At 69.3% G+C, this 12,801-nt stretch carries 15 protein-coding genes; 1 reads left to right on the top strand and 14 read right to left on the bottom strand.

All coding sequences use genetic code 11. The annotated features are described in order from the left end of the window. Nucleotides 1-56: 56 nt before the first annotated feature. The 12 genes from ACVHNB_RS37180 to ACVHNB_RS37125 form a co-directional block, all read right to left on the bottom strand. Nucleotides 57-1,418 carry a tyrosine-type recombinase/integrase gene (locus tag ACVHNB_RS37180; RefSeq protein WP_456226858.1) on the bottom strand — a complete coding sequence of 454 codons (1,362 nt, stop codon included), beginning with the start codon at nt 1,416-1,418 and terminating at the stop codon, nt 57-59. Continuing rightward, entirely contained in the window at nt 1,418-1,621 is a 204-nt protein-coding gene (locus ACVHNB_RS37175) for a helix-turn-helix transcriptional regulator (RefSeq protein ID WP_420035083.1), read from the bottom strand. The genes ACVHNB_RS37180 and ACVHNB_RS37175 overlap by 1 nt, the downstream gene beginning before the upstream one ends. 340 nt (nt 1,622-1,961) lie before the next feature. After that, nucleotides 1,962-3,947: a DUF3987 domain-containing protein gene (locus ACVHNB_RS37170; RefSeq protein ID WP_456226857.1), complete on the bottom strand. Its 1,986-nt coding sequence runs from the start codon at nt 3,945-3,947 to the stop codon at nt 1,962-1,964. An 86-nt stretch (nt 3,948-4,033) separates the two neighbouring features. After that, nucleotides 4,034-4,309 carry a hypothetical protein gene (locus ACVHNB_RS37165; protein ID WP_456226856.1) on the bottom strand — a complete coding sequence of 92 codons (276 nt, stop codon included), beginning with the start codon at nt 4,307-4,309 and terminating at the stop codon, nt 4,034-4,036. Beyond that, a complete protein-coding gene (locus tag ACVHNB_RS37160; protein ID WP_456226855.1) occupies nt 4,306-4,593 on the bottom strand; it encodes a hypothetical protein in 288 nt (95 codons plus the stop codon). Before ACVHNB_RS37160 ends, ACVHNB_RS37165 begins: the two co-directional genes overlap by 4 nt. After that, nucleotides 4,583-4,789 (bottom strand): hypothetical protein, encoded by a 207-nt coding sequence (locus ACVHNB_RS37155; RefSeq protein ID WP_456226854.1) that lies wholly within the window; start codon nt 4,787-4,789, stop codon nt 4,583-4,585. Before ACVHNB_RS37155 ends, ACVHNB_RS37160 begins: the two co-directional genes overlap by 11 nt. A gap of 10 nt (nt 4,790-4,799) precedes the next feature. Beyond that, a complete protein-coding gene (locus ACVHNB_RS37150) occupies nt 4,800-4,988 on the bottom strand; it encodes a hypothetical protein (RefSeq protein ID WP_456226853.1) in 189 nt (62 codons plus the stop codon). A 166-nt stretch (nt 4,989-5,154) separates the two neighbouring features. Further along, nucleotides 5,155-5,406, bottom strand: a complete 252-nt coding sequence (locus ACVHNB_RS37145) for a hypothetical protein (protein ID WP_456226852.1) — start codon at nt 5,404-5,406, stop codon at nt 5,155-5,157. Between the two features lie 141 nt (nt 5,407-5,547). Next, the gene (locus tag ACVHNB_RS37140) at nt 5,548-7,740 is read right to left on the bottom strand and encodes a cell division protein FtsK (RefSeq protein WP_456226851.1); all 2,193 of its coding nucleotides are present in this window, start codon (nt 7,738-7,740) and stop codon (nt 5,548-5,550) included. Nucleotides 7,741-7,836: 96 nt separating this feature from the next. Continuing rightward, entirely contained in the window at nt 7,837-8,868 is a 1,032-nt protein-coding gene (locus ACVHNB_RS37135) for a DUF2637 domain-containing protein (protein WP_456226850.1), read from the bottom strand. Next, complete coding sequence (locus ACVHNB_RS37130; RefSeq protein WP_456226849.1) at nt 8,865-9,512, bottom strand: GGDEF domain-containing protein; 648 nt, start codon at nt 9,510-9,512, stop codon at nt 8,865-8,867. Before ACVHNB_RS37130 ends, ACVHNB_RS37135 begins: the two co-directional genes overlap by 4 nt. Further along, nucleotides 9,509-9,802, bottom strand: a complete 294-nt coding sequence (locus ACVHNB_RS37125) for a hypothetical protein (RefSeq protein ID WP_456226848.1) — start codon at nt 9,800-9,802, stop codon at nt 9,509-9,511. Before ACVHNB_RS37125 ends, ACVHNB_RS37130 begins: the two co-directional genes overlap by 4 nt. Nucleotides 9,803-10,313: 511 nt before the next feature. Here ACVHNB_RS37125 and ACVHNB_RS37120 point away from each other — a divergent pair. Further along, the gene (locus ACVHNB_RS37120) at nt 10,314-10,697 is read left to right on the top strand and encodes a GntR family transcriptional regulator (protein WP_456226847.1); all 384 of its coding nucleotides are present in this window, start codon (nt 10,314-10,316) and stop codon (nt 10,695-10,697) included. Between the two features lie 216 nt (nt 10,698-10,913). Here ACVHNB_RS37120 and ACVHNB_RS37115 read toward each other — a convergent pair whose 3' ends face one another. Both ACVHNB_RS37115 and ACVHNB_RS37110 read right to left on the bottom strand, forming a co-directional pair. Beyond that, nucleotides 10,914-11,492, bottom strand: a complete 579-nt coding sequence (locus ACVHNB_RS37115) for a flavoprotein (RefSeq protein WP_456226846.1) — start codon at nt 11,490-11,492, stop codon at nt 10,914-10,916. After that, nucleotides 11,474-12,709: a helix-turn-helix domain-containing protein gene (locus ACVHNB_RS37110; RefSeq protein WP_456226845.1), complete on the bottom strand. Its 1,236-nt coding sequence runs from the start codon at nt 12,707-12,709 to the stop codon at nt 11,474-11,476. Before ACVHNB_RS37110 ends, ACVHNB_RS37115 begins: the two co-directional genes overlap by 19 nt. Nucleotides 12,710-12,801: the final 92 nt, after the last annotated feature.

Raw genomic sequence — 12,801 nt, 5'->3', positions numbered from 1 at the left:
ATGCGGTCCTGAGCGTTCTGCTTGACGACTCGCGCCAAGCAGAACGCTCACTCACGTCACCCGAGCCTGTTCAACCGTGCGGAGATCTTGGCGTTCGCAGCCTCGTCCCCGTCGGTGAGGAACTTGGCGTACACCCGGAACAGCACGGCGACACTGTGGCCGGCTCGCTTGGCCACGAGCTGAGGTTCCACGCCGGAGCTGAGCCATGTGGAGACCGCCGCGTGCCGGAGGTCATACGGGCGCTTCGCGAGCGTGGAATCCCGCTGAGCGGGCGTGAGAGCCCGCCTTCGGGCCTCTGCCCAGACTTCCCCGTATCCGGTGTCCTGGATGAGCCCGCCGCGGCTCGTACGGAACAGGCGGCCGTCTGGTGCGACTCCGTACACCGTGATGTGCCAGCGCAGCAGAGCGACCAGCTCGGGCGGGATGGGGACGGTTCTCACGGCCTTCCGGGGGCGATGCTTCAGCCCTCGCCTGTCGTGAGCCTCTCCGCTGTCCGTCCAGGCCGACCCCGATCGCGGGCGGGTCTCCCGTAGTCGCAGGGCGCCCCAGCCGCGGCGCGGTAGGTCGCAGTCCTGCCGTCGCAGCCCGATGACTTCCGCCGGCCGTCCGGCCGCGTAGTAGATGCACCCGAAGAACGCCACCAGGTGCCGCCCTCGCGCGCTCTGGACGCGTACAGCGGCCAGGAGGTCGGCGCCCTGTTGTGGGTCCGGGACGCACTCCGGGTCGATTTCTTCCTCAACCTGCTCCGGTGCCTTCCACCGGATCTGGGGGAGCGGGTTGTCCGTCAGGAGTCCGGCGTCGACCGCGTAGACGAGAGCGTTGTGGAAGATCGCGCGCTTTCGTCGGATCGAGGAGGCCGCCGCAGTTGTGCCGTCCAGCTTTTTCGTGAGGGCGTCGAGCGCGGCCCGGACCTTCATGCGGTCCGCGAGCGCCGAGGTGGGCAGGGACTTCCGCTCGAACCACGCGAGCGTCTTGGCTACCTCGGGCGGCGGCTCCTCGTCCCAACGCTTCACGTTGAACGCCCAGCTGTAGAGCGCGGTGCGTACGTCACGGACATCGGGCATCCCCTTGGTGTCCTTCACGAGTGCCGGCGTCACGGTCGCCATGGCTTCGGCGAGGGTCCGGCGAGTGGACCCCGGGGCGTGGGTCCACTTCATCTCGATGTACCGGCGAGCGTGCTCGTACCAGGTGATGTCACGCTCCTTGGCGACAAGCGACTTCGGCAGGCCGCTGGCCACCTCGAACGGCTCGCCCTCGCGGGCCGCGGTGATGAGCTGGGCTCGGCGGCTCTCCGCCAGCCCCAGCGTCAGGAACGATTCGGAGTGAGGCTTCGCGCCCACCTTCCAGCGAAGTTGGTACGGCTTCCGGTAGTCGCGTTTGCGGATGGCCCAGATTCGTACGGTGTAGCTCCACTCCACTACGCAGCCTCCATGTGGTTCAGGAAGTCGTCCAAGTCGCTCCGCCAGACGCGCACGTGGCCGTTCGGGAGGCGGTGGGCGCGGGGGCCGAGCCCGCGGTTGCGCCAGCGGTACCAGGCGGCGCGGCTGATGCCGATCTCGCCCAGGACCACGCTCAGCGGCAACAGTTCGTCGGCGGCCTTGCGCTTACGAGACGTCGTCATGGGCGGGGCTCCTCTGCAGACTCGGGACCGGACGGAGGGAAGGGGTGGGCCGCAGAAATCGCAGAATCCGCAGAAATGCCGGGGCGCGAGGGCTGACCTGCGGTGTTGGGGGTGCTGGGACGACCGCCGCAAAAAGCGCGGGAATCACCGCAGAAATACGCGGCAGGGCCGGGCGCCCGGTTGGCACCAGCGGAGCGGGTGATTTCTGCGGCGGTTTCACGGGTTTCTGCGGCGACGGGACGCACGGGGCGTCGCCGCAGGTGACGTTGGACGGCAGGGAGTTTCTGCGGAATCTGCGGTTTCTGCGAGCGGGGTCCTGTCTGCGGGAGGCTGCGTGGGCTCATGCCTTGGCCTCCCGCAGGACGGGGTGGATCAGGTAGCGAGGGGCTGGTGGGCGGCCCCGCTTGCCCGTACGGGGCGGCGTCTCGCTGCGTACGTAACCGTGCTCCTCCAGCAGCGCGACCGTGGGCTCCAGATCGGCGACCGTCGGGAACTCGGAGCGAGAGACCTTGGCGAACAGGTCTCGTCGGGTCACGCTCTCCCAGCCGTTGTCCTGCAACACGGTCAGCAGACTGCGGGCGCGGGCGAGCGTCGCGTCCGCACCCATGAGGTCGAAGACGGTCAGAGCGTGAGCGGCGAAGTAGTCGCCGAGCTCGACCGCGGCGCTCATGGTGCCGGCGGCGATCGGCTTGGTGTAGCCGTTCTCCAAGTACTCGCCCAGGTGCAGCAGTCCGGCGATGCGTGCGGTGGCGCCTACGAGCTTGCTGGCCCACTCGGTGACGTGGCCCAGGCGCCCGCCCTTGGCACGGAGCTGCGGCTCCACGCGCTCGTTGTAGGCGCCCAGGACCACTTCCGCTTCGGGGGTGAGCCGCAGGACGGCGGGGTCGGTCCACTCCGCGAGGGAGAGGACCAGGTCCGTGACAGTGCGCTCGTACGCCTCGGCCACGTGCGCGGGCACCTGGTCGGGGTTGGGCTTGCGGTAGCCCACGAGCGACTCGGGCAGGGCGTACAGGAAGCGGGCGAGGAGCCCGCGGCCGTCCATGACGCGGTTCTGCCCGATGTCTTTGAGGACGGAGGGCTGTACCGCCAAGCCCATGGTCAGGGCGGGGGATTCGATGTTCTCGGCGCGGGAGCGCCGGTCCACACGGAGCCAGTCTCCGGCATGGCCTTTGAGGAAGACTTCCATGTTGGGTGTGCCGGAGTAGCGGCCTGCGATGATGTCGAAGATGCCGCCCTCGGCGGACATCACCGACAGCCGCCCGCCCTGCTCGCTCATCAGGGTCGTGACGGTCTCCGGGGTGGAGTCGTCGGCCAGGAGGCGTGGCGAGGCGGGGACTTCGAGGCTGTCGGCTGCCTGGGCGAGCGCGATCGCCTCGGCGGTGAGCCCGTCGCGTTCCATGCCCTCGGCTTTCGCCGCCTGGGCGGCTGCCTTGTCGGCAGCCTCGCGGGCCATCTTGGCGGTCACCTCGGCCTCGGCGATGCGTCCGGCGGCCGAGGAGACGAGCAGCTTCTCAGCAGCTCGTAGCGGGAACGTGAGGGCCGCGAAGACAGCCGACTTGCGGTTGCCCGGCGGAAGGGCGACGACGGTGAACAGGTTGGTCGGCTCCCGCCACCGGCCGCGGAGTTGAACGATGACGCGTCCGCCGGCCGCCGTCGCGAGGACGGCCAAGGCGAGGGTGCCGGCGAGGTCCGTCGGGGTCTGTGTCTCCTCGGCGACGGCGTCCACGAACTCGCGCAGCCAGCCGGGGAAAGCGTGGCTGGGGAAGGGCGGAAGCTGAGGCTGCGTGGTGAGCGGAATCGGCTCGCCCCAAGTGCCGGGAAGCGACTCGGCGCTGAGTGCCAGAGCCTTGCGCAGGTCCTCCGGAGTGGCGTCAGGGGTCATCCCGGCCTGTACGAGCCGAGTGCCTGCCTCGATGCTCCGGCGGCGCTGAGCGTGGTCGCGCACGATCTCGGCATAGTGGGCCGCGTTCGCCGTCGTCGGAACCGACTGCACGAGGGTGTGGAGGTAGGCCCGGCCACCGACGCGAGGCAGGTCGCCGGTCTGTTCGAGGTGGTGCCCAAGGGTGATCGGATCGACCGCCTGGCCCTGGCCGTGAAGGTCGAGGATCGCGCGGTGGATGGTCTCGTGCGCGGGCCGGTAGTGGTCGGCGGGCTCCATGAGCTCGGCCACTTCGGCGATGGCGCCGGGGGCGAGCATGAGCGAGCCGACGACGGCCTGTTCGGCGTCAATGTCGTTGGGCGGGACGCGGGCGAAGTCGTCAGGGGCGGTGCGGTCGCGCATCGGCAGCACGCGGGCGTGCTGTCCGGGCGAGGGCTCAGGTGTCATGCTGAGGCTTCTCCTTGTTCTGTTGGAGGGACGGGAGAAACCGGGCGGGCGCGGTCTTGTGGTGAGAGGCGCCCGCCCGGGCGTATCTAGAGGTCGGTCAGGGCCGCGGTCGGGATCTCGTAGATGTCGATGACGTCGCGGACGTTGGACCACCGGTTCTCGGCGAAGCGGACGTAGGCGATGTGCAGCGGGGTGCCGGCGCGGTCGGTGCACTCGTAGACGTGCACCGCGTCAACGCCGCTGCGGTGGATGCGAGCCCGGCGCAGGAGCTGGCGAACGGTCTCGATGCTGAGGCGCTCGGGGCGGTAGTTACGGCCGTCGGTGCGGGTGTAGAGGGTGGCTGCGATTTCGGCGATGGTCACGAGGCCTCCCTTCCTGGGGTCTTGACCGGGGCGAGGCGAGTCTCTGTACGCCGGTGATTCGTGAAGTCGATGACGACGGCGGACGGTGTACCGGTGGACTCAGGTACGGGCTGCGGCTCGCCGGGCCCAGGACCACCGGGGCCACCCGGCGCGGGGTAGGTCATGAGGACGTAGGCGAGCGCGTCGTCAGCTCGGCGAGCGCGTGCGTGACCGGTGAGGGTGACGGCGGCGAAGACGGCGCCCGGTGCCACGAGGATGGCGGCCGCGATGAGGTCACCAGTCATGACCACGCTCCCTTCCGACGATGTCGAGGAGCTCGGGCAGGTTGCCGCCCAGCTCCCGGAGCCGGTCACGGATCACGGTCCAGGACGCGGAGTCGATGCTCATGAGCGCGGCGACGGCCGTGGGCGTGTCACCGCGGGCATGGGCTTCCAAAGCGGTGCGCAGTTCGCCCGCGGCCATCAGGGTCGGGTGGGACACGGCAGGCTCCTCACAGCTGCTGAATGGCGGTGACGACGGCGCCGGCGAGTTGGTTGATGGGACCGGCGGCGCCGGTGGAGGCGAGGAAGAACCCGAAGCCGACGGCGATGAACGCACTCCCGTAGCCGAGGGTGTGTCCGCGCAGAAGGAAGAACAGGACCAGGCCGAACAGGGCGACCAGCGAGACGGTCACGGCCATGGGGAAACTCCTTTGACGGGTGGAGGGTTGGGGCGGTTGGCTGTGCGTGTCCTCGGGTGCTGGCAAGCTCGGGTGACTGGCCGACGGTTGCGCCCACCTAGCTCCTGCTCGGAGCGGGGTACGTCTCATGACGGGCACCGTCGGCCGTTTCGCGTTTCTTGGTCGGTCAGCGGGTGCCGTCGCGGTGGATGCCGAGCCAGAGGTTGTAGAGGTGCCGGCCGAAGCGGATGCGCTTGCCGGTGGCGTCGCAGTGGCGGCAGTCCTTGCCGCGCTTCATGCGGCCCTTGCGGTCGGTCCTGATGGTGTGGCCCATGCCGTCGCAGCGCGGGCAGTTCTTGAACGGGACGGCGGCACATGTCGCGGCGTAACACAACGTGATGACGATGCCGAGGGCGATAGCGAGCAGGGTGGAGCTCATGACGGGCCCTCCCAGGCGGTTTCCAGGGGTTTTCGCAGGTGGGCCGCTATCCACTAGCGGCCTGATCAGATGCTGTGGAGGCCGCTACTGGGGCCGCTAACGCTAGCGGGCCGTGGTGCTAGCGCTAGCGGCCCCGGACGGTCAGGACGCGTCCCGCTTTCCGTCACGCTCCGCAATTGCAGCGGTGATGTGGGAGCGGTCGATACCGCGCCGGTTGACGACCTTGCCGTCCACGCGTCGGCCGACCTGGATGGTGGAGATGCCGCGCGGCTTGAGGGCGGAGGAGAACGTCTCCGGGCTCCAGCCGTCGTAGACCTCCGGTCGCAGTTCGGCGAGCCGGGCCACGACCGTCTCGGACCACACCTTGGCCTCCTTGGCCGGGACCACGGCGAGGACGTCGGCGAGCAGGTCGTACGCGGCCTCGGTCGTCTCCGGCTCCTCGCCGAGCGCGTAGCCGGAGAGCAGGCCGGCCTTCTCGCGGGCGGCGCGGGCCCGGGCAGCGATCCGCTCGGCGTCGCGGCCGTCGACATAGATGGACCGCACGATGCGGGCGTCCGAGCCCTCTCCGACCAGGTAGTGAATGCCCTTGTCGGCCCAGGCGAACATGGTCGCCCGCACCCCGCGCTTGTAGGCGGAGGTGCCGAGCACCATGTCGTTCTCCAGCTGGCCCATGACCTTCAGGCACAGCCGCAGCGACGCGTTCGCCGAGATGCCGGTGGGCAGTGACTTGGCGTCCGGGCGCTGCGTGGCCAGCAGGACCACGATTCCGGTTGCCGGGCCGCGCTTGACCAGGTCGGTGAAGATCTCCTCGAACTCCTTGCCGTGCTCGGGGTGCTCGAAGAGGACCTGGCACTCGTCCACGCCGACGATGATCGGGTGCAGTCCGAGTGACCGCTTGGAGGCGAGTTCGCTGGTCACCTTGGACTCCGGGCACAGGTCCCGGGGGAGCTCGCGGATCACCTTGGTGCGGCGGCGAAGCTCCTCGCGCAGTGCGCGAGCGTCGTTGAGCAGGTAGGTGATGACCTCGTCGTCGTCGCCCGCTCCATGGCGGTAGGAGACGGCCTTACCCACCGGATCGAGGTCGCCGGTGCCCTTCATGTCGTAGGTGTGCAGCTCCGCGCGCGGGTCGAGGGCGGCGATGAGCAGCAGCAACCGCAGGAGGAACGTCTTGCCCATGCGAGGGATCGCGCCGATGATCCCCGCGATGTACATGAGCGTCAGTTCGGTCCAGCGTCCTCGCTGGTCAGTGCCGTAGGCCGCAGGCTTGAACAGGTCGACCGTGCCGGACTTGGCGAGCGGCCAGGCGGGCTGCTTGGCCTTGGACATGTCCTGGTCGCCGACCCAGAGCACCAGGCGGCCGGTGTGCTCGTCAGCGACCGCCTCGGGCCAGACGCAGCCCAGCGGGCGGCGCAGACCGGAAGCGAGCTTCTCGCGCCGCTCGATGACATCGGTGACCGTGACGCCGTACGGCAGGTCGCCTTCCGCGCGCCAGCCGGGGCCGTCGCGGGTGATGGGAGCGGTGAAGGTGAACCCGTCGCCGCCCTTCGTCTGCGCGGAGTTGATGGCGGGGATGCCCAGCGCGCCGAGGGCCCGGAGCACTATGTCGCTGGTCAGCTTGGTCGCCTTGGGCATCTCGACCGCTCGGTGAATCAGCGGCGCGTCGGCGCGCCGGCCGTTGAAGCCGAGCGCCATGACCAGGGCCGATACCGAGACGGTCAGCAGCCAGTCCGGCGCCAGTACGTACATCGCGAGCGCGGTGCCGAGACCGACGAACAGGCCGAGGACCGTGACCAGGGTCCGCAGCCGCACGCGTCCGTCGCGCTGCCTGGACAGCTTCAGATACTCGGCCGCGTCCTCGCGCCGGACAGCGGCCAGGCGGACGGGCTCACCCTCGCGGTCGGTGACCCACCGCATCGTGGAGCCGACGAACTTGGCTGCTCCGGTGGGGGCCTGGAAGGCCAGGCGCAGGGCGTAGATGGGGGAGCGGAGTGCGTGATACCCGGCCGCGTGCGTGTAGTGCCGGGCCACCCAGGTCGTCGCGGTCTTCAGCTCGGCCAGGGAGCGCAGCCATACGGGGACGACCTCGCGCCGCTTGGCGTTCACCAGGCGCCCCAGGTAGCCGGGGCCCGTCGCACGGGTGGGCTGGTCGACCATCACCGGAGAGCCCGGCTCGGTCGACTCGGGGTCGGTCGCATTGTGGGGAGTGGCTTCGCGGGCGGTGCGGGCCTTTTCGAGGTCGACCACGTTCCCGCCGTCGGTCTCGTCGGCGGCGCTCTTGGTGGTCATCTCGGCTTCGAGTCGTGCGAACAGATCATCGTCGTCGGGGTGCTTCACTGGGGGTCCTTCCCTCGGGGAGGTGAAGCGGGGTCCGTCTGTCGCTGTAGGAGGTGTGCAGGCGGACCCCGCGAGATGGGTTTGGTGGTTCAGGGGTCAGGCGGCGTTCGACGCCTGACCGTCGTCGCGCAGCTCGTTGAGGCGGGCGCTGACCCAGCCGATCGACCAGCCGGTGCGGTCGGCGATGGTGCGTACGGAGTGGCCCGCGGCGTGTCCGGAGCGGACGGTGGCGAGTGCGTCCTGCTCGTTCATCTTGTCGACGGCGGGGGTGTTCACCGTCCGTGGTGCGGGGTTCGGCTTGGGGCGGGCGGCGCGTTCACGGGCGGCAGCCTCAGCGCGTTCACGAGCCTGGCGTTCACGCTGTTCAAGCGCTGCTCGCTCCTGCTGTTCACGGCGCTCTCGCTCGGCCTGCTCGCGTGCCTCGCGCTCCTGCTCGTGCTGGCGCTGTTCGCGCCGCGCCCGCTCCTGCCGCTCGGACTCCTCGCGTTGCAGCCGGGCCTCGTGTTCGCGCTGCTCACGCCGTTCGGCAGCTTCCCGCTCGGCCCGCTGACCTTCCACTCGCTCGGCGTGCTCGCGGGCTTCTCGCTCACGGCGTTCACGGGTTTCGCGCTCGCGTTCACGCTCCTCGCGGGCAGCCTGTTCACGGGCTTCCCGCTGGGCGCGTTCACGCTCGACCAGCGCGGCCTGTTCACGAGCGACCTCGTCCAGGCGACGGGAGATCGCGCGGCGATACGCGAGCCCCGCTTCACCGGTCGCGATCAACAGGGCCGGGGCGACGACGTGAACACCCACGCCGACCACATCGCCCTTGAGGGCGGAGTCCCCGATGTTGAGCGCCACGGTCATCAACCCGGTGAGCCACCGCAGGACGGCCGGCCACCGACCGGCGTCGCCTCCGAGGCGCGCCACCGTGGCATCCAGGCGGATCACGATGACAACGGCGGAGTCGACCACGAGCGGCAGGATCGGCGCCGTCCAGTCCCACCCGTCCGGCGTGGTTCGCTGCACGAGCGGTGTCACGGTGAGAACGCTGAACAGGATCGCGCCGAACGTGATGGTCCAGGTGCCCAGACTCAACGTGCGCTCAGCACCCGCGAGTTGCTTGGACGTCATGGCGGCGACCTTCATGCGGCCACCCCCGACGAACCGGACCGACCCTCGCGGCGCCCGTTGACGGTGGGCAGGGCCGCATCCGGGCCGACGGCCAGGTGCCAGCCGCCACCGGACCGCTTGGCCAGGTACATGGCCTCGTCCGCGCGGCGCAGCCACCCGGCCAGACCGGAAGCAGAGCCCTGACGCGGGTGGGACCACACGACGCCGGCGGAGTAGCCCACCGGTACCTCACAGCCGTCGACGGCGGCGGGGTCGGTGAAATGGTCGCCCAAGCCGTCCATGGTCCAGTCGAGATCCGCGTAGCTGAACACGGGCAGTACGGCGGCGAACTCGTCGCCACCGAGGCGGGCCACGATCCCGCCGTGCTGGTCGGCCCACGCCGTCAGGCGCGCACCGACGGTACGGATCACTTCGTCCCCGGCCGCGTGGCCGAGGGTGTCGTTGATCTGCTTGAACCCGTCCAGGTCCAGCACCACGACCGCTCGCGGACCGCGCAGAAGGCTCGTTGCGGCTCGCTCCACGAACTCGGCGCGGGTGGCGAGCCCTGTCAGCGGGTCGCGCCGAGCGTCCGTGATGCGGCGGCGAAGGCGCAGCGCGTGCCACGACCAGCCGGCCGCGAGAGGTACTCCGGCCGCTGCGGCTGTCAGCAGCTCGATCATGCTGCCGCCCCCTTCTCGGCTCGGCGGGAGCGCGGAACCGGCTGCGGAAGGGGCACGACGTTGAAGAGTTCCGGGGCGTACTCCTCGATGGCCGTGGCGGCCACCCTGATCGCGTCGTCGGCCATACCGGGGTTGTCGGCGAGGATGTCGCGGGCCGCGTCCAGGCGAGCCGCGCGTTCCATCTCGCTCTCGCCGTCCACGCCGAGCCACAGTTCGACCGGCGTTCCCAGGGCGAGCTCGACGAAGTCGTTGCTGCTGACGGCCTGATGACCGCCGATGTACGTACGCATGACAGAACTCCTGATGACGGAGGGACGGACGGACGCCGGGGCAGATCGCGGTGACTTGGTGAGAGGCGATCGCCCCGGTGCGGAGACGTGCGGGAGGGCGGCTGCGGCGTTGATGTGGTGAGAGGCAGTCGCCCAGCACCCCGGGACGGATTCGATCCGTCGCCTCACGGCTGCTACCGGGGCCGCGGCGCCTGAGCGCCGCAGGGGTTGCGCTGTACCTCACGTGAGACGAAGTCCCACGTGGCCGCCTACTTGGCCGAGGAGAGGCGGCGTGATCCCCATTCAGTTGTCATGGAACAGACGCTCCCGACGGGCTCGGTAACCCTCGCGGGATCCCGTCTTCACGGGACCCGTCGGCGCATTTGTGCAGGTCAAGCAGGTTCGTTCTCTGTGTTCCGCTCTCCGAGTGGAGGAGGCGGAAGCGACTTCAGATTGACCTAAGTCAATCTGAAGGTCAAGCGGATCGCCGGAAGAAGTCGGGATTGACCTAGGTCCGGCTAATCTCGGAGACATGGATTCGAGCTCTACCGCACCGAAGCCGACGGCCAAGGACATCGCAGCCAGGTTCCGCAGGGAGATCGGCGACGGCGAGCGCGAAGCCGGGGCGCGGCTGCCGGCGGCTCGCCAGCTGGCGAAGGAGCTGGGCGTTCAGCTCATGACCGTTCAGAGCGCGTACGGCCAACTCCGGGACGAGGGCCTGGTGCTCACCCAACAGGGCAGGGGCACATTCGTCCGCGACCCCTCGGTGCCCCTCGGCACCGAACCAGGCAGCAGCCCGGCCTATGCCGCGCTCGCCGATGAGCTCAATGCCATTCATGACGCGCTCCGCTTGCTGGGGGAGCGCCTTGACCGCCTTGAGCACATCGTGGGTTCGGACTCTCCGACCGCGCGATGAGAGTGTCCGCACGCCGCATGAGGTGATCGGCGGTGGCGCGGGCCTCCCTCAAACTCACCCGGATTAAGGCGAGTTCTGCGGGCGTCATGCCGCCCGCCCCGGCGTTCGAAGCGTTGATCCCTGACATGACACAGAGCATGTCGCCGTAACGATCAGAGGACCCGGACACAGTGTCCGGGTCCTCTTCTGGTGCTGGTCAGCGGCGTTGACTGCCCGTCATGTAGCCGCCTCATCAATGGCATTCAGGATCGCTGGCCACGGCAGAGCCCGCCCCAACGGACCTTCGCGCGGTTCGTAGAGCGGCCACACGTCAGGGCCGTAGACGAGCGAGACGCCGGCAGAGCGCAGGGCGTCGATGTGCCCCTTCCACGCGGGGTGACGGGCGTGCGCGGCATTCACCCGAGGAAACGCGACGACGGGGATGTCCTCGGTACCGAGCGCTTCGCCGAGCTGAGTCAGGGCCTGGTTGTCCATAAGGCCGAGAGCGAGCTTCGCGACGAAGTTGGCGGACGCCGGCGCGGCGACGTAGCAGTCGACGGGAGGGTGCGGCCGCGCTTCCCCAGGGGAGCGCGGTGCGTCACGCACGGGAAATCCAGTGAGCTCCTCCAGTCGCTGAGCCTCACCGCTCTCGCGGAGCCAGCGGCCGGCCGTCGGCGTGAGAGTCACGGCAACTCTCCACCCCATCTGGATCGCTGGCTCGACCAGCCCCGTCCGGAGCTCCTCTACGCCTCCAGCTCCGGAGCCGACGACTCCAAGTACGCCACGATCCCCTGAACTCACTGCACCGCCCTGCATCGTTGAGCCATCACGAACACTTCGGATGAGCGCGAGCCGCCTGTGACGGGAGCCTGTTTGATCAGGTCACGCAGCGTCTCGCGAACCCTCGGATTGTTGCGCACGAGCTGGGGCGAGGTGCGCTCAGCCGTACGGAGCTCGCCGAAAGCGTCGTCTCCCTGTCCGGCCAGCGAGAGGGCACGGGCGTAGTCGATCCGGTGGGAGACGCTTCGCTCCTGCGGCATGTGGTCGACGTTGATGCGGCCGTGCTCCACCACGTACGTCACGTTGTCCAGGTCCAGCTCGATCGAGAGCCGGTGAAGCAGCACGTTCGTGGGGCCGAAGCCGGTCTGCCAGTAGTTCTCGTCAGACCCGAGGTCCTCCGCCAGCTGCTCCGCGCGGGACAGAAGCCCGGCTGCCGTTCCGCGGTCCTGGTGGCGTGCGGCGGCAACTGCCGCGCGAAGGTGAATCATGCCGAGCAGGCTGAGCGCTTCGGGGTCGCTGTCGTCCACGCGGGAGGACAGCCAGCGGGCAGTGGTGTTCCCCAGCTCCAGCGCATCGTCGTAGCGGCCGTTGGCCAACAGGGCGTGCGTGCCGGACCGGGCTGCGGACGCGAGCACGAGCGGATCGTCCGACTCATCAGCGGCCCGCATCGCGCGCTCGGCTGCCAGCCAGGACATGTCTGACTCGCCGATCTTCGCGAGCGTCGTTGCCGCGAGGTGATGAGTGCGGGCGGAGACGGCCCAGCAGTCGTGGCGGTCTTCCTCACGACGGGATGCTCGGTCTTCGAGCTCCTGGGCGCTCTGCAGGAGGCCGGGCAACGCGGCGATGACGCTGCCGAGTCGACCTCCCTGGTAGTCGTTCCAGGCGTGCTCGACACGGGTGGCTACAGGTGCCGGCGTGGGGAGTTGAGTCTCTGCCTCGGACCCAAAGAGCAACCGAGAGAGCCGCCGCGGGCTCATGAGCGCGTCGCGCACGGCCGGTACGTCGTCCTGCTGCTTGTCGTCCTCAACGAGGATCGCTTGGCCCAGCAGGTCGCCGAGGGAGACACGGAGGATGCGAGCGAGCTCGGTGAGCATGTCGATACGAGGGGGCTTCCGGCGCCCGGTCTCAATCTTGGCCAGCCAGTCAGTGCTGCGACCGACCAGGCCGGCCAGAACCTCTTGGGTGTAGCCACGCCGCTTCCGGTAGAAGGCGATCCGTTCGCCGATGCTGAGGTGATCTCCCAGACCGCGCATTGCGTGCTGCCTCCAGATGCATTGAAGGGGCCCGTTTCACGGTACAGAGCCGCTCTCGGGGCGGGTAGACGCTCCTCGTGGTGCGACACCAG

Source organism: Streptomyces sp. YJ-C3 (genome assembly GCF_053891275.1).
The sequence above is the reverse complement of the archived record's forward strand: the minus strand, read 5'-3'. Positions and strand labels throughout refer to the sequence as shown.